General features: G+C 62.1%; 13 protein-coding genes. 5 read left to right on the top strand and 8 right to left on the bottom strand.

Features of this window, described 5'->3' with window-relative positions:
• Positions 1-160: 160 nt before the first annotated feature.
• Entirely contained in the window at positions 161-1135 is a 975-nt protein-coding gene (locus GTW23_RS15520) for an L-threonylcarbamoyladenylate synthase (RefSeq protein WP_152009630.1), read from the top strand.
• A 27-nt stretch (positions 1136-1162) separates the two neighbouring features.
• Here GTW23_RS15520 and GTW23_RS15515 read toward each other — a convergent pair whose 3' ends face one another.
• On the bottom strand, positions 1163-2452 hold the full coding sequence (locus GTW23_RS15515) for a TadE/TadG family type IV pilus assembly protein (RefSeq protein WP_152009631.1): 1290 nt from the start codon (positions 2450-2452) through the stop codon (positions 1163-1165).
• Positions 2453-2662: 210 nt separating this feature from the next.
• Between GTW23_RS15515 and GTW23_RS15510 the strand changes: the two genes are divergently transcribed.
• The gene (locus GTW23_RS15510) at positions 2663-4096 is read left to right on the top strand and encodes an FAD-binding oxidoreductase (RefSeq protein WP_252916421.1); all 1434 of its coding nucleotides are present in this window, start codon (positions 2663-2665) and stop codon (positions 4094-4096) included.
• Between the two features lie 185 nt (positions 4097-4281).
• Positions 4282-4848, top strand: coding sequence for a DUF6101 family protein (locus tag GTW23_RS15505; RefSeq protein WP_252916420.1), 567 nt, complete (start codon positions 4282-4284; stop codon positions 4846-4848).
• Positions 4849-4921: 73 nt separating this feature from the next.
• Here GTW23_RS15505 and ubiA read toward each other — a convergent pair whose 3' ends face one another.
• Together ubiA and GTW23_RS15495 are read right to left on the bottom strand one after the other, a co-directional pair.
• The gene (gene ubiA / locus GTW23_RS15500) at positions 4922-5896 is read right to left on the bottom strand and encodes a 4-hydroxybenzoate octaprenyltransferase (RefSeq protein WP_152009634.1); all 975 of its coding nucleotides are present in this window, start codon (positions 5894-5896) and stop codon (positions 4922-4924) included.
• A 67-nt stretch (positions 5897-5963) separates the two neighbouring features.
• Positions 5964-6416: a BLUF domain-containing protein gene (locus GTW23_RS15495; RefSeq protein ID WP_193217308.1), complete on the bottom strand. Its 453-nt coding sequence runs from the start codon at positions 6414-6416 to the stop codon at positions 5964-5966.
• A 237-nt stretch (positions 6417-6653) separates the two neighbouring features.
• On the opposite strand from GTW23_RS15495, the gene purD reads away from it, so the two are divergent.
• A complete protein-coding gene (gene purD, locus GTW23_RS15490; RefSeq protein WP_252916948.1) occupies positions 6654-7931 on the top strand; it encodes a phosphoribosylamine--glycine ligase in 1278 nt (425 codons plus the stop codon).
• A 151-nt stretch (positions 7932-8082) separates the two neighbouring features.
• Complete coding sequence (locus tag GTW23_RS15485) at positions 8083-8616, top strand: plant virulence effector HPE1-like domain-containing protein (RefSeq protein WP_252916419.1); 534 nt, start codon at positions 8083-8085, stop codon at positions 8614-8616.
• Positions 8617-8753: 137 nt separating this feature from the next.
• Here the strand turns inward: GTW23_RS15485 and glyS are convergent, their stop codons facing one another.
• The 5 genes from glyS to GTW23_RS15460 form a co-directional block, all read right to left on the bottom strand.
• A complete protein-coding gene (gene glyS, locus GTW23_RS15480; RefSeq protein WP_252916418.1) occupies positions 8754-10922 on the bottom strand; it encodes a glycine--tRNA ligase subunit beta in 2169 nt (722 codons plus the stop codon).
• Between the two features lie 94 nt (positions 10923-11016).
• Positions 11017-11502, bottom strand: coding sequence for a fasciclin domain-containing protein (locus GTW23_RS15475; protein ID WP_152009638.1), 486 nt, complete (start codon positions 11500-11502; stop codon positions 11017-11019).
• A 253-nt stretch (positions 11503-11755) separates the two neighbouring features.
• On the bottom strand, positions 11756-13693 hold the full coding sequence (locus GTW23_RS15470; protein ID WP_252916417.1) for a DUF2207 domain-containing protein: 1938 nt from the start codon (positions 13691-13693) through the stop codon (positions 11756-11758).
• A complete protein-coding gene (locus GTW23_RS15465) occupies positions 13690-14955 on the bottom strand; it encodes a 3-phosphoshikimate 1-carboxyvinyltransferase (protein ID WP_252916416.1) in 1266 nt (421 codons plus the stop codon). Before GTW23_RS15465 ends, GTW23_RS15470 begins: the two co-directional genes overlap by 4 nt.
• Before the next feature lie 32 nt (positions 14956-14987).
• Positions 14988-15545, bottom strand: a complete 558-nt coding sequence (locus GTW23_RS15460) for a LemA family protein (protein ID WP_252916415.1) — start codon at positions 15543-15545, stop codon at positions 14988-14990.
• Positions 15546-15693 lie beyond the last annotated feature (148 nt).

The following is a 15693-nucleotide window of genomic DNA, read 5'->3' as shown; positions in this document are numbered from 1 at the left end:
TGCATATGATCCCTTGTGCAGTAAAAAGCTTATCTCCGGACTAAACAGATCCCTGCAATTTGATCTTTCCTGCAGTTTATTAGAAAACCGATATGTAAAGCCGCTTGATTGCGCACCAACGGACTGCCTGATAGAGGGGCGCTGGTTAATTGGATTGGTCATGGTGCGCGTTCTCCCGATTTCAGATCCCGGCACGCTTGATGCGGCCATTGAGGTGTTGCGGCGCGGCGAACCCGTGGCGATCCCTACCGAAACCGTCTACGGCTTGGCCGCTGACGCAACCAACCCTGAAGCAATCACAGCGATCTACGAGGCCAAGGGGCGCCCGCGCTTCAACCCGCTGATCTCCCATGTGGCAGATCTCGAGATGGCCAGGGCGCATGTCGTCTTCTCACCGGTCGCCGAGCGGCTTGCTGCGGCCTTCTGGCCAGGGCCGCTGACGCTCGTGCTGCCGCTGAGTGCTGAAAGCCGCATCCACCCGCTCGCCACTGCCGGTCTGGCCACAGCAGCCGTGCGCATGCCCCAGGGGCCGGCCCGCGAGCTGATTGCACGGTTCGGCCGTCCTCTCGCGGCACCAAGCGCCAACCGCTCAGGACGGATCAGTCCAACAACGGCACAGCACGTGGCTGAAGATCTGGGCGACAGGATCGACCTGATCCTTGACGGCGGTCGTTGCCCGGTAGGTCTGGAATCGACAATCCTGTCGATCGACGGAACGAGGCTCCGGCTGCTCCGGCCCGGCGGCATTCCGGTGGACCTGATTGAAGAGGCTGCGGGCTCAGTGGTCGAACGGCCCGGACTCCAGCCGGAAGACGGTCCTGTCGTGGCACCGGGCATGCTGGCCTCGCATTATGCCCCCGATACACAGCTGAGGCTCAATGCCACCGAGGTCTGGCCCGGCGAGGCGATCATCCGGTTTGGCGGGGTTGCCCTGAACGGCGAGGTCGAGGCAAAGGTGGTGCTGGACCTTTCGCCATCCGGAGATCTGCGGGAGGCTGCGGCGAACCTGTTCGACCTGCTCAAGAAGGCCGATGCCGCAGGTGCACGCGGCATCGCCGTGGCGCCGGTCCCCGGACATGGACTTGGCGAGGCCATCAATGATCGACTGCGCCGGGCTGCGGCTCCCAGGGACTAGTCCTGGTCCACCAAGCCGCGATCCCGATCAGCCGGTCAGCAAGGGCGTGTTGACGATCTTCTTGAACAGGGTTGTCATCGCGTCACTGATGCCTTCCGACGGGCTCACCTCGAAGAACAGGCCTGGAGAGGCACAGTCTTTCATTTTCTGCGGAATCTGGCTCTGGAACGGCTTGATCCAGCTGTTGTACCAGCCATTGGTCGGCAGCGGCAGATAGGTCGTGTACAGGACGGCAATCTTGTAGCCCTTGTCCTTCAAACCCTTGCAATACTTGACATCAATCGGCTCCTGACAACGGCCTCCCGTCAGCTTCTTCGTGCAGTCGGTGGGCTTGTAGCTGTCGCCCACGCCATCGGAGACAAAGAACAGGATCTTCTCGGGAGAATTGGCCGTCAGACCGGACCCCGCCGTTCCCATCTTGTCGGCAATCTGCGTGAAGGCACGGTCGAAATCCGTCTGCTGATCGTTGTCATAGCCCTGGTAGGGGATGGACATGAGTTCGATCTTGCCAGCCTCTTTCTTGGCGTTTTTCAGATCGGTGGTCGACTGGACCACTTCCAGAAGCTTGGTGTCTTCGGCCTTCTCGCCAAATGTGTAGACCGCCATGCGGTACTGATTGGCACTCTTGCGCGACTCGGTGGCCGTATCCATCAGCGCAGCCGTTGCCTGCGCCACCACATTGATGCGGGTTGTGACACCCAACGTCTTTGCGAGATTGTAATAGCTTTTCTTGTCTTCCTTGCCATTCTTGACGATGTGGCAGGCAAATGCGCACTTGTCCGAGGTGTTTGCCACCATCGTATCGACATCGGAAGGCGTTGCACCCACGCCCATGGACGGGGTATTGTCGAGCAGCAGGAAAAAGTCGCGATAAATCTCGGTCTGGTATTCGACAACGGCCTGGCCTGCGACCTGGATCAGGTTCTGGCCCATCACCTTCGACAAGGTTGTCGGCACGGTGACCTTGTAGTCAACGATCGAGTAGAGCCGGCCGTTCTTCTTGATGATCTTCGCGGATACCTCATCGAGCTTGAAATCGGTGTCGCCCTCGTTCTGCGCCTTGAAGAATTTGATCGCTTCATCAGCGGCGAAGGGGACTTCGCCGTCACCGGACATGGCCATGGCCTGCTTGACACCAATCGAGCTTTCCGCGACCGCCGCCAAGGCAGCGGCATCTGCCGCACCCTGGATCCGGGTCTTGACGGTCAGAGCGTTGGAATAGTCCAGCGCCAGCCCCGCCGCACCGATAACCGGCACCATCATGAGGGCTGCGAGTATTCCGAAGTTGCCGGAAGTGTTCTTGAAAAAGGAGCGCATACTGAAAATCCGTTGTTTCGCGCGACTATGATGCAAAGACGCTAAGGATGGTTGAATCAGATATTTTGCTTTTGAACGATCTCACACAAGAAGGCTTGGGCGGGGCCTTTATGCACGAAGGTTCCCGCGCGGCAGAACGGGGTTCTGAAACCGGGCAAAACGACACAGCGGCTCTCGACTTGCCGGACGTGCAAAGATAAATGCTTGGTCATGCCTGTACCTTTGACCGATCCCGCACTTATTGATCGTTTTGCCGCCATTACCGGCGTTCAGAACGCCCTCACCGCACAATCCGACATTGCTCCGCATCTGATCGAGCAGCGCGGCCTCTACAAGGGCGAAAGCCCGCTGGTGCTGCGCCCGGCGAACACCGAAGAAGTCGCGGCGATCCTGCGGCTTGCCAACGAGACAAACACGGCCGTGGTGCCACAGGGCGGCAACACCGGGCTGGTGGGCGGGCAATCGCCATTGCCGGGCAAGGGCGAGATCGTCCTGTCGCTCACGCGCCTCAACAAGATCCGTTCAATTGATACCGTCGGCCAAACCATGATCGCCGAGGCCGGGGTGGTGCTCGAACGTGCGCAGCAGGCGGCCAGCGAGGCAGGGCTCTTGTTTCCGCTCTCGCTTGGATCGGAGGGTTCCTGCCAGATCGGCGGCAATCTTTCCTCCAACGCCGGAGGCACGGCAGTGCTGGCCTATGGCAACATGCGCCAGCTTTGTCTCGGCATCGAAGCCGTGCTGCCGGACGGCGCGATCTGGCATGGCTTGCGCGCACTCAAGAAGGACAACACCGGTTACGATCTGCGCGATCTCTTCATCGGAGCGGAGGGCACGCTCGGGATCATTACCGCAGCTGTCCTGAAACTGTTTCCGGCGCCGGCCGGACACGAGACGATCTATGCCGGCGTCGACAGCCCGGAGACGGCCCTGAAGCTTTTCCGGATGGCACAGGATTATTGCGGCCCGTCGCTGACCGGCTTCGAATTGATGCCGCGCATCGGCGTCGAATTCACTACGCGGCATATAGAAGGTGTGCGTGATCCGTTGGCCGAGCCGCATCCGTGGTACGTGCTAATCGACATCAGTTCGGGCCAGTCCCAGGAGGCTGCCCGCGAGATGCTCGAGGGGCTGTTCATTGCCGCTGACGAAAAAGGATACATCCGTGATGCCGCGGCGGCGGAGACCGAAGGTCAGCGCAAGGACTTCTGGAAGCTCAGGGAATCCATGTCCTGGGCGCAGAAGCCCGAAGGCGGATCCATCAAGCATGACGTGTCGGTACCGGTGGCGCAGGTGCCGGAGTTCCTCGCCCTGGCGGATGCAGCGGTGATGAAGGCCATGCCCGACGCGCGGATCGTTGCGTTCGGCCATATGGGCGACGGCAACATCCACTACAACATATCGCAGCCGCTGGGTGCGGATACCCACACCTTTCTTGCCCGCTGGAAAGAAATGAACGAGATCGTTCATGCGATTGTTCTAAAATTGAACGGGTCGATCTCCGCCGAACATGGAATCGGCCAGCTCAAACGGGATGAACTGGCGGCGATCCGTTCGCCGGTGGAAATGGCGCTGATGCACCGCATCAAGCACGCTTTCGATCCGAACGGGATCATGAATCCGGGCAAGGTGCTTGCCTCCCGGTAACCTTTCCAAATCGGAAATGGGACGGTGGTCTTTCGCTAACCATTTCCAGAACATAGGTTTTCTTAACCCAAAACCTTAAGCCGACTGGAACGGCCTGTGGGTCATTTTGCTTCGTGTGAGAGGGCGAAAAGCCCCGGATGAGAAGACCGGATAACCGGCTCTCAAGAGTTACAGAGGCGACTGACATGACCAATACCGTATTGAAGCCCGTATGGGCCGGGTTCGAATTGCGGCTCAATCCAGGCGACTTCCCACAGCGGGTTTCCTATGCCGCACGCGACGAGCGGGACGAAGTCACCGTGACGCTTGACAGCCGTGGCGCTGTCGTCAGGAAACGGCTGTCGAAATCAGGCCTGCCCTTGTCCATCGCCCTGCCGGCGCGCGCCTTCAAGGGTGTGGCGGCACGCGCGATCGACCATGGCGACGGCACCGTGACGGTTACGCTGGAGCTGCACCATACCGACACGGCCCTGTGCGTGCCGCTGCTGGTGGCTCACAATCTCGATGACATCGCCGCCGACTGGCGCGCCTGGTCGGAGCTTTACGGCCTGCCGATGCTGATGGTGGAAGCCGACGGCGTCGCCCGTGCGCTGGATGACGGCTCGGCACAGCCGGCCGCAGGCACACCGACGCGCCGCCGCCGCCACAGCCAGATTGCCGAGCGCCGTCCGCGGTTCCTGGTCCGCCGGTCGACCGGCAAGCTGGGGATCCGGATGAGGATCGAAGGCCGCGAGATCATCGCGCGCCGTTAACACTACCCATCAGCCCCCCACAGAGCTGATACCAGCCCGGTCGCCTGCCCCACACGGGCGGCCGGGCTTTCTCTCATGCGAACAAGGCTGCGATCAGTCCGGCAAAAACAATCAGGCCGACACGGCTGTTGGCCTTGAACAGCGCGAGGCACTGATCGGCGTCGTCGATATCGATCACCCTGATCTGCCAGCCAAGCAGCACAACGGCAATGGCGAGCCCGGCATAGGCAGGCCACGCCACGCCGGTGAGCCAGAAAGCCGCCAGCGCCATGCCGGCAAACAGGCCGTAGAACAGCACAAGCCAGATCTTGGTGTTTTCCGCGAACAATCGCGCGGTGGAGCGCACGCCGACAAGGGCGTCATCCTCCTTGTCCTGGTGGGCGTAGATGGTGTCGTAGCCGATGGTCCAGGCAATCGCTCCGATGTAGAGCAGCAGCGGCGGCAGCGCCAGTTCGGCAAACACCGCGGCCCATCCCATCAGCGCGCCCCAGGAAAAGGCAAGACCGAGAAAGAACTGCGGCCAATCGGTGAACCGCTTGGCAAAGGGATAGATGGCGACCACGCCAAGCGAGGCAATGCCCAGCAGGATCGAGAACCCGTTGAACTGGACCAGCACCAGAAGCCCGACAAGCGCCTGGACGACGAGAAACACCGTGGCTGCGAACCGCGTGATCCGGCCCGACGGAAGCGGCCTCGACCGGGTGCGTGCCACCTTTGCGTCGATCTTGTAATCGACGAGATCATTCCAGGTGCAGCCGGCGCCGCGCATGGCAATCGCCCCGGCCATGAACAGGAAAAGGTGCCAGAGCAGAAGTTGCGGCGACCAGACCGTATCGATGTTGGTCGCGGAACTCGCAACATTGGCGGCAAGGGCTGCGGACCAGAAACAGGGCCACATCAGCAATTGCCAGCCGATCGGCCTGTCCCAGCGGGCAAGCTGGGCATGCGGCCACAAGGCGCGCGGCAGGACCCGGTACACCCAGTTGCCCGACGGCGCGTCGGCAACGCGGGAATTCATGTCTGAGGGCGTGTGTGGTCGGTTGGACATGCCTCGACTGTTGCCACCGCTCAGATGGCAGGTCAAGACAACACGATGGCCGGAAAGTCGGGAGGTGTCAGTTCAGTCCGGTTTTCAGCGATTGATCGAGTTCACTCACGAAATCCCGGCTGAAGGCAAGTACGGTTTCGAGGAACAGCCCGCCATCGTCGTTGCCGATCCGGTCCTTGAGTGCTGCCCTGGATATCTGGAAGATCTTGCGGTCGGCGGCCATCTCTTCATCAAGCCGCTTGAAGCCCATGCTCCACTGGGTGAACAATCTCTTCCCGGCGGCCTGCTCAAGCACAACCATGACATTCTTATGCCGGTCATCCGCCTCAATCCGCTGGAAGACAGAGCGAACTGTCTTGGCCTCGCCTTCCAGGATCTGGATGAAAACGCCATCGGCCCACAGCAGCATTCCCGTAACGCCGTCGCGCAAATTGTTGCGCCGCGAGACCGCAAGAATCTTCTCGATCTCGTCTGTGGACAATGGTCGTGACGCACCGCTGACATACAGCATCTGCAACATGGAATTCGCTCCGTCATTTGATCCCGACTGACGAAAGCCAACGGGCCCGATACATGAAGCAGCATAGATCGCCAACCATTGCGGAAACCTGAATCCGGCACCCCCAGATATACCAGCAAATGACAAGGGAGAGCTCCAAGAGAGCATGTTCGCTTGACCAGATGCCGTCGATTTCCTAACCCAAGGCGAATTCAAACATGGCGGTCTGGACAGAGCCGGCCGATGGAGTTTCAGATGATGAATGTGCTGCTGATCGGTTCGGGTGGTCGCGAACATGCGCTGGCCTGGAAGATCGCCCAGTCTCCGATGCTTTCGACGCTTTACGTAGCGCCCGGCAATCCGGGCATTGCCGAGCACGCAACGCTCAGCGATCTCGATGTTACCGATCACGACGCCGTCGTCAGCTTTTGCAGGGAGGAGGCCATCGACCTGGTGGTTGTCGGCCCGGAGGCGCCGCTGGTGGCGGGACTGGCGGATGCGCTGAACGCGGCGGACATCTCGGTGTTCGGACCGTCGGCGGAGGCCGCACAGCTGGAAGGCTCGAAAGGCTTTACCAAGGATCTGTGCGCGCGGGAAAACATCCCGACCGGAGCCTACCAGCGCTTCAACAACGCGCCCAAGGCCAAGGCCTATGCGCGGGCAAAAGGAGCCCCGATCGTCATCAAGGCCGACGGGTTGGCCGCAGGCAAGGGCGTGACCGTGGCCATGACGCTGGACGAGGCCCTGGCGGCGATCGACGATTGCTTCGAGGGCGCCTTCGGCGAGGCCGGCGCCGAGGTGGTGGTCGAGGAATTCCTTCTTGGCGAGGAGGCGAGCTTCTTCTGCCTGTGCGACGGCAAGACCGCCCTGCCCTTCGGCACGGCGCAGGATCACAAGCGGGTGGGCGACGGCGACACCGGCCCCAACACCGGCGGCATGGGCGCCTATTCGCCGGCGCCGGTGATGACGCCCGCGCTGGTCGGACAGACCATGCGCGAGATCATCGAGCCGACCATGCGCGGCATGGCGGCGATCGGCGCGCCGTTTACCGGGGTGCTCTACGCCGGGCTGATGATCGACGAGAGCGGACCGAAACTGATCGAGTACAATGTGCGCTTCGGCGATCCCGAGTGCCAGGTGCTGATGATGCGGCTCAAGGACGATATCCTGGTGCTGCTCAAGGCCGCGGCGGAAGGCGAGCTGGCCCATGTCTCGGCGCGCTGGAAGGATGATGCGGCGCTGACGGTGGTGATGGCGGCTGAAGGCTATCCCGGCACACCCAAGAAAGGCACGGCCATTTCCGGGCTGACGGCCGCTGAAGCAAATGGCGCGAAAGTGTTTCATGCCGGCACGAAGCTTGAGGGCGAGCAGCTGGTGGCCAATGGCGGCCGGGTGCTCAATGTCACCGCGCAGGGCGCGGATGTCACGGCGGCGCAGGCAAAGGCCTATGAAGCAGTAGACGCGATCGACTGGCCGGGCGGTTTTTGCCGCCGAGATATCGGCTGGCGGGCGGTCGAGCGCGAGGCAAAAAATTAACGTTCCGTTTACCGCTTCCAAAAACCGGATCGTAACGGCCCCTTGCTAGAGTGCACTCACCAGAACCGGATGATCCGGGCATTCTAGATGTTGGAGCGACCTTCGCGCATTCAAGATGAATGTGCGGCGCTCCAGGACGGGAGTAGACACGATGCAGAGACTTATCATTGCCGCAGCGGTGTGCATTGGCGCAGGCACGGCCAACGCTTCCTCGATCGAGCCCTACACCCCGACCGCCAGCACCAAGAGCAGCATTGTCGAGGTCGGATGCCCGTCCTGCGCCCGTGAAGCGGCCGCGAAAGCCGAACAGGAGGCCCAGATCAAGCTGGCGCCGGGCGAGCAGATCGTCGAAGTGCACGAAGTCGACGGCGAGATGATGATCTACCGGACGGAGAACCTGCTCGGCGGGTCGCCGGTGACGATGGTGCGCAAGGCGAGCCAGGCCGACCTGATCGCGCTGGGCGTTGTCGAGCCCGAAAGCAACCAGACGGCTGCTGTGGAAGACGATGCGGCTGACACCGGGGAGGCCCCGCTGACCGCGGATGCCGCAGGCGCGCCGAAGCTGTTCGAACCGGTGATTGCCAACACAGCTCCCGGCGTTGACGAAGAGACGATGACATCGGCTCTGACAGATAACGCTCAAGCCAGCTTCGATCCGTCGAAATACGAGCTGCGTCTCAACTGAGACCGACCTTAAAGGACGGGCTCACAAACCCCGTCCCTGCCCCGCAAGCCTTACCAAGGCCCTCGCGACGGGCACCCAGCCGGCGCCCGCCTCCAGGGGTTGCCGGCTTTGGGTATTGTACGCCGAGGCACCAGATATCAGCCAGCGATCTTGGAGAAATCGGCGACCGCGCCGGTGGCGTGACGGATCATGGCGAGTAGCGCAAGGCGATTGGCCCGGACATTTTCAACTTCCGCGTTTACCAACACTGCTTCAAAAAATGAATCAACAGGTTCACGCAACGTGGCAAGTGCGCTCATGGCTGCGGAATAGTCTTCATTCCCAATGGCTTGGGTCGCCAGACTGACAGATTGAGTCACCGCCGTGAAGAGGTTTTTCTCCTCATCGAGCTCGAACAGCGAAGGCTCGACACTCTCGGAGATTGCGGTCCCCTTCTTCTCTTCGGCTGCCAGAATGTTGGCGGCGCGCTTGGTTCCGGAAAGCAGGTTCTTGCCGTCCTCGGTGTCGAGGAAGGCGCCAAGGGCGGCGACCCGGCGGGTGATGTCCAAGAGGTCGTCGGAGGCCGGCGTGATCACCGCGTCGATCAGATCGTGGCGCGCGCCCTGGTCGCGGAGATAGACCTTGAGGCGGTCGTGGAAGAAGGAGAGGAGGTCTTCATTCAGATCCTTTACGGAGAGATCTGTCTTGTTCTGTGAAGCCAGTGCCTGAACGCCTGCCGTGTACTGATCGAGCAGTCCGACCCGCACCGTATTCTCGACCAGAATCCGGATCACACCCAGCGCAGCCCTACGCAGCGCATAGGGGTCTTTCGAGCCAGTCGGCTTCTCGTCGATCGCCCAGAAACCAACCAGCGTGTCGAGCTTGTCGGCGAGCGCGACGGCAATCGAGACCGGGTCGGTTGGCACCTGGTCGGACGGGCCTTGCGGCTTGTAGTGGTCTTCGGCGGCCAGTGCGACGCTCGGATCCTCGCCCTGCAGGCCGGCATAGATGCGGCCCATGACGCCCTGCAACTCGGGGAATTCGCCGACGACTTCGGTGGTGAGATCAGCCTTGGCGAGCAGCGCCGCGCGGGTGGCGAGCGCTGGATCGGCGCCGACCACAGGGGCGAGTTCGGCGGCCAGTTTGGCAATGCGCGCCACGCGCTCGCCCTGCGTGCCGAGCTTGGCGTGGAAGGTGACGTTGAGCTGGTCCAGGCGCGCCATGCGCTGGTCGAGGGGCTTGGCGAGATCGAGCCCGAATTTTTCGGCCGACGCAGTAAGCTTGTCGCGGTCAGGGAGAGCCGCCTGGTCGGTGGTCCAGAAATAGAGCGCGTCGGAAAGACGGGCGCGCACCACCTTGGCATTGCCGAGCGCGATTTCCTTGCCGCCGTCGCTGGCCTCGATGTTGGAGACCAGAATGAACCTGTTCGACAGCCCGTTGCCGGGTTTGCGCAGCACGAAGCATTTCTGGTTGGTCTTGATGGTCAGCCGGATGATGTCGTCGGGGATCTGGAGGAAATCCTCCTCGAACTCGCCCATCAGCACGACCGGCCATTCGACCAGGCCGGAAACTTCATCGAGCAGCCCCTCGTCCTCGACCAGTTCGAGGCCGGAGGCGAAGGCGAGATTGCGGGCGTCGGAGGCAATAATCTCCTTGCGGCGCTCGGCATCGAGCACGACCCTGGCACGCTCGAGCTTTTCGGAATAGTCATCGAAGCGGCGCACGGTGAAGCTGTCGGGCGCATGGAAGCGGTGACCCGAGGTGGTGTTGCCGGCGACCAGGTCATCAATCTTGAAACCGATGACGGTGGGCTCTTCCGTCTCCGGACCAAAGGTGCAGATGATCGACTGCAGCGGTCGCACCCATCTGAGCGAGCCAGGCTTTGCCGAGGCGGGGCCCCAGCGCATCGATTTCGGCCAGGAGAAACCGCGGATGATGTCGGGCATCACATCGGCAATGATCTCCTCGGCATCACGTCCCGGCTTTGAAATATGGGCGACGTAGAAATCGCCCTTCTTCGGATCCGTGTGCACATGGGCTTCGGAAATGTCGGAAAGACCCGCCTTGCGCATGAAGCCGGCGAGTGCCTGCTCCGGCGCCTTGGTCGAGGGTCCCTTGATCTCCTCGTGCACGTCCTTCGAGCGTGGCGTCAGGCCGCGAATGTCGAGTGTCAGCCGCCGTGGCGTCCAGTATTCGCGCGCCGCCTCATAGGTCAGGCCCGCATCGACCAGCGCGTCAGTCACGGATTTGCGCAGATCGCCCGCAGCCTTGCGCTGCATGCGAGCGGGAATTTCCTCGGAGCGGAGTTCAATAAGCAGATCGGGCATGGGATGTCCTGAAAACAGATTTCGGGCGGGACTTAGCAAGCCCCGCCCGAAATGTCATCCATCGATTGCTATTTGCGTGGCCTGCGGCCGCGGATCAGCTCGACGGCAGCATCACCGTGTCGATGACGTGGATGACGCCATTGTCGGCCTTGATGTCGGCCTGAACGACGGTCGCGTTGTCCACGGTCACGGTGGCGCCGGACTTGGCAACCGCCAGAGTGCGATCTCCGCCCGACTTTATGGTGCGGACGTGGATCGGGCCAGCGGGAAGCTGGTTGGAAACAAGTTCGCGCGGCAGCACGTGGTAGCTCAACACGGCGACGAGCTGATCCTTGTTTTCAGGCTTGAGCAGGTTTTCGACCGTGCCGGCCGGAAGCTTGGCAAAAGCCTCGTCGGTGGGGGCGAAGACGGTCAGGTTGTCACCGGTGGCAAGGGCGTCGGCAAGGCCTGCGGCCTGTGCGGCGGCCAGAAGCGTGCCAAATACGCCGGCGCCCTGTGCGGTTTCAACGATGTTGGCGGCGTTGGCTGCAGGTGCGGAAAGGGTAAGCGCCATGGCGGCGGCAAGAATGGTCTTCTTCATAACGGATCTCCGGGTTTGGATGTGGTCTCTGTTCGTGGCGCCTCATCTGACGACAAGACGGTTTACGCAGCTCCACCCATACGGATCGGAGAGATGTCTTCACATAATTGTCAGGCCCGGGAAGTGATCCAATTCCAATGGCGCGCCAGCCACGCGGCAGATCGCAGCCACGAGCGAGAACGGCTGCACCGGAAGACAACCCTCACTCAACAGTTCTTCGGTGCCTGAGTACGGCACGCTGCTGCTGGCCGGCTTACCAGCCGCCGCCGCCGCCACCACCGCCGCCGCCGCCCGACGAGCCGCCGCCGGAGGACCCCGATGAGCTCTTGGGTTGCGGCATGGAGGCGGCCATGGCCGCGGAAACGGCGGCCACGGAGGATGCAGCGGCGGCACCGATGTTGCCGGGCGACCAGGAACTGCCGTGGTACCAGCCCGGCCGGTACTCACGCTCGCGCTCCGGCGCGATGCGGGCCAGATGCGCGGCCCAGGCTTCCGACCAGGGCTTTTCCACACCAAGTCCCGCCGCATAGGGCAGGAAGCGCTCGAACAGCTCTTCCGACATGACCGGCGCGTCGCGCATGTTGAGCCGGTTGGTTTCGGCGGTCTCGAGATAGAGCTTGAAGCCCTTGATGTCGGTCAGCACCTTGGCGCCAACCGCGGTCGGTGCTCCAAGCAACCAGACCATCAAGATCATCGTCACGCTGCCGACGATCAGAAGAACTCCGGCCAGCTGGTAGACGGGCATGTCACCGGGCACCAGGACAACAAGCACGCCGATCATGAAAACAGCCGCGCCCACGAGAAAGAGGGTGGCGCCGAAGATCCGGTTGCCGGCGCCGCCTTGAGCGAACAGGCTTCGACCGGCAATCCAAAGGGCGCCGCCAAACAGCGAGGTCATCAGCACGGGGATCAGGTAGAGAATGCCTTCTTCCGGCGGATCCTGGAGAATCAGGCCAATGATGAACGAAGTAACGGCAAGAAGGACGCCGGGGATGAACCAGCCGATATTGGCGTTGTAATAGCGTCCCGCATATTCGCGGGAAATCGCCATCCGGAGCTTCGTTAAGGCACTCTTCAGGACCGGACCGTTGTGCTTGTCGAGGATGATCTCCTCGCGATTGGCGAGCAGTGTCGAGTAGAGTGCCTCTTCTCCTCTCGGCAGCACCGGCGAACCAGGCGAACCAGCCGCATCGCCACGCTGCAGCGTCACTGTTCCCCGCGAATCCTCATCGATCTCAAGGAAGCGCTTTACCCCGAGCGACAGCAGCGCTGCGATGAAAGGCAGATCGATGCCTTTCTTGCCGGAACGGAAGCCGTTGAAATGGGCATAGGACAGCGCTGCCGGCGAAAGTTTTTCAGGCGGATGGAACAGCGGAATGACAGGCGGTGACGGCGGATCGCGGCCGACCCTGTTCCAGGCGTAGAGGAAATAGGCGGGGACACCGAGCCAGCCGAGGATCAAGAGGAAGATCCCGACGTTGTCGGCAAGGCCAGAAAAGCCTCCGCCCGAATCCGGCGTGACAATTCCCTCGGTGAAGCCGACGGCGATGGTCATGCCTTCCTCGGGGCCAAGCGGCCGCGTCACGGCGAAGCGGACTTCGGAGCCGTCACCAAGAACCGAGCCGGTATAGTTGCCAGCGGTCGCGCCAAACGGGCCGGTGTAGGCGGTCACCTGATCCGGGATCGCGCGGGCGCCATCGGGCAGGGAAACGCGGGCTTCCGCCTTGAGGATCGGGAAGCTCCAGAAATTGCCGGTGACGTTCCAGTAGAGTTCGTCATATCCGTCGAAGAAGCGCAACTGCCGGGTGGTGACATAGCGGATCGTGTAAGTGTGCTCTCCGCGCGGGATGAACACATCGGCATCGCCGATCAGGATGCGGAAGAAACGGCCCTGCCACTCGGTATGGTAGGGTGACGGGCGGCCATTGTGCAGTACCTCGACGAGGTCGAAGCCATTGCTCGACCACAGGCCCCAGTCATCGAGCGCGCGCAGCGGGATGTCGCGGTAGATGCCGCGGCGGATGTCGTTGCCTTCAGCATTGACGGTGATGGTCTCGGTGACCTCGATCGACGCGTCGGTGCGCACATCGATGTCGACCTGGTAGTTGCGGATCTCTTCCCTCGCCCATACCCCGCCAGTCAGCATCAGCGAGAACAGCACCGCGGAGACGAAGGAAAGGAGCCATTTCATTTTGGGATCTCCTGCTTATAGGTCACACCCAGCGACGTCAGCGCGTCCCAGTAGCCGGGATAGGTCTTGCCGACGCATTTGGGATCGAGAATGGTGATACCCGAGGTCTTCAGGCCGGCCAGCGCGAAACTCATGGCGATGCGGTGATCGGCGAAAGTGTCGATCTCAGCCGGCAGGGTCTGGCCGGCGAGCATGGGGTCGGAGTTGACGATCAGGTCATCGCCCTCCTCCCGCGCAAGGCCTTCGCGGATAGCGTTGAGGCCGAGCGATAGCGCGCGCACCCGGTCGCACTCCTTGACGCGCAGGTTTGAAATGCCGGTAAAGCGCACCGGCGTGGTGTTGTAGGCGGCCAGCACGGCGATGGTGGGTATGGCGTCCTGCATCTGCGAGCCGTCGATGACGGCGGGCATGTGTGGAAAGGCCGAGATCACCTCGAAGGCCCTGGCGTCGGGCTGGGTGAAATCGGACGCGGCCGTGCCGATGTCGATGCTGCCGCCGGTGAGCGCTTGTGCGCCCCAGAGATAGGTTGCGGCGGACGCATCGGGCTCGACGTGGAAATCGGCGGCGCGATATCCGGTCGGCTCAACGCGCCAGACCGATGGCGTAACCTGCTCGACTTCGGCTCCAAAGGCGCGCATCGCCGCCAGCGTCAGGTCGATGTAGCCGCGCGCGCCGATGTCATCGCCGGCGAGCTCGACAGTGAACTGTTTGCCCGAGCAGGGCGCGGCCATCAGCAGCGCGGAGACATACTGGCTCGACAGGCCGGCATCGATGATCACGTGGTGGGAGGCAAATCCACCCGTCCCCTTCACAGTGACCGGGGGACATCCGGTGGGGGCCGACACATCGACACCCAATGCCCTGAGCGCGTCGACCAGCGGTGTGATCGGCCGCTTGCGCATGTGTTCATCGCCGTCGACGACAAAGCAGCCATTGCCGAGAGCCACCGCGGCGGTCAGAAACCGCGTTGCGGTGCCTGCATTGCCCAGAAACAGCGGCCCGGCGGGTGGTTCGAGCGTGCCGGTGCCGGTGACCACGAAGCTGGTGGCATCGGGCTCTTCAATGTCCACGCCCATGGCGCGCAGGGCATCGGCCATGTAGCGGGTGTCATCGCTCTTGAGCGCGCCGGTCAGCCGGCTGGTGCCCCTTGCGAGGCCAGCAAGCAGAAGCGCCCGGTTGGTGATCGACTTGGATCCCGGAGGTGCGACGACGCCCGAGAGGGCATGCCCCGGAGGCACGATTGTAAGCTTTTCAAGTGTCATGCTTCATTCTCGACAGACCAGCCCTGCGGCGGTCAGAATTTGACTTTCGGAACGGCGCGGTCGGCCTCGTCCTCGATCTCGAAGTATTCCGCCTTGACGAAACCGAACTGCCTGGCGACCAGCATCGAGGGGAAGCTCTCAACCGAGACGTTGAGATTGCGGACCGCACCGTTGTAGTAGCGGCGCGACATCGAGATCTCGTTTTCGGTTTCCTCCAGCGCGTCCTGGAATTCCTTGAAGTTCTCGTTGGCCTTGAGATCGGGGTAGTTTTCCGCCACCGCCATAAGCCGTCCGAGCGCGCCGCTGAGCGCACCTTCGAGCGAGGCCCGCTGCTCGGGCGAACCGCTCGCGCCGGCCACGGCCTGGCTGCGCAGACGGGTGACCTCTTCGAGGAGCTCGCGTTCGTGGGTCATGTAACCCTTGACCGATTCGAGCAGGTTGGGAATCAGGTCGGCGCGGCGCTTGAGCTGAACGTCAATTCCGCTCCAGCCCTCTCCGGCCATCTGGCGGTTCTTGACCAGCGTGTTGTAAAGCGAAATCGCGTAAATCACGATGCCAGCCAGCACCGCCAGAATAATCCAAGTCCCCATAGGTTCACTCCCGACCAAAAACCGTTGTCCATTGCCGCGCACAGGCCCGACCGGGCGGCTGAGCGACCTTACGCATACTCACCGCAAAAATCCATGGAGCAGACCATGCCGGCCCGTTGCCGGCCGTTGTGGCATCTGAACGAGAGCG

The organism is Parahoeflea alexandrii, assembly GCF_024105735.1.
Classification (GTDB): Bacteria; Pseudomonadota; Alphaproteobacteria; order Rhizobiales; family Rhizobiaceae; genus Hoeflea; species Hoeflea alexandrii.
This window is presented reverse-complemented; position numbering and strand designations above follow the sequence as displayed.

Bases quoted from the DNA above. Each gene is read 5' to 3' on its own strand.
- GTW23_RS15520 (WP_152009630.1), top strand. From the start codon at position 161: ATGGTGCGCGTTCTCCCGATTTCAGATCCCGGCACGCTTGATGCGGCC.
- GTW23_RS15515 (WP_152009631.1), bottom strand. From the start codon at position 2,452: ATGCGCTCCTTTTTCAAGAACACTTCCGGCAACTTCGGAATACTCGCA.
- GTW23_RS15460 (WP_252916415.1), bottom strand. From the start codon at position 15,545: ATGGGGACTTGGATTATTCTGGCGGTGCTGGCTGGCATCGTGATTTAC.
- GTW23_RS15485 (WP_252916419.1), top strand. From the start codon at position 8,083: ATGCAGAGACTTATCATTGCCGCAGCGGTGTGCATTGGCGCAGGCACG.
- GTW23_RS15475 (WP_152009638.1), bottom strand. From the start codon at position 11,502: ATGAAGAAGACCATTCTTGCCGCCGCCATGGCGCTTACCCTTTCCGCA.
- GTW23_RS15495 (WP_193217308.1), bottom strand. From the start codon at position 6,416: ATGTTGCAGATGCTGTATGTCAGCGGTGCGTCACGACCATTGTCCACA.
- ubiA (WP_152009634.1), bottom strand. From the start codon at position 5,896: ATGTCCAACCGACCACACACGCCCTCAGACATGAATTCCCGCGTTGCC.
- GTW23_RS15510 (WP_252916421.1), top strand. From the start codon at position 2,663: ATGCCTGTACCTTTGACCGATCCCGCACTTATTGATCGTTTTGCCGCC.
- GTW23_RS15505 (WP_252916420.1), top strand. From the start codon at position 4,282: ATGACCAATACCGTATTGAAGCCCGTATGGGCCGGGTTCGAATTGCGG.
- purD (WP_252916948.1), top strand. From the start codon at position 6,654: ATGAATGTGCTGCTGATCGGTTCGGGTGGTCGCGAACATGCGCTGGCC.
- GTW23_RS15465 (WP_252916416.1), bottom strand. From the start codon at position 14,955: ATGACACTTGAAAAGCTTACAATCGTGCCTCCGGGGCATGCCCTCTCG.
- GTW23_RS15470 (WP_252916417.1), bottom strand. From the start codon at position 13,693: ATGAAATGGCTCCTTTCCTTCGTCTCCGCGGTGCTGTTCTCGCTGATG.
- glyS (WP_252916418.1), bottom strand. From the start codon at position 10,922: ATGCCCGATCTGCTTATTGAACTCCGCTCCGAGGAAATTCCCGCTCGC.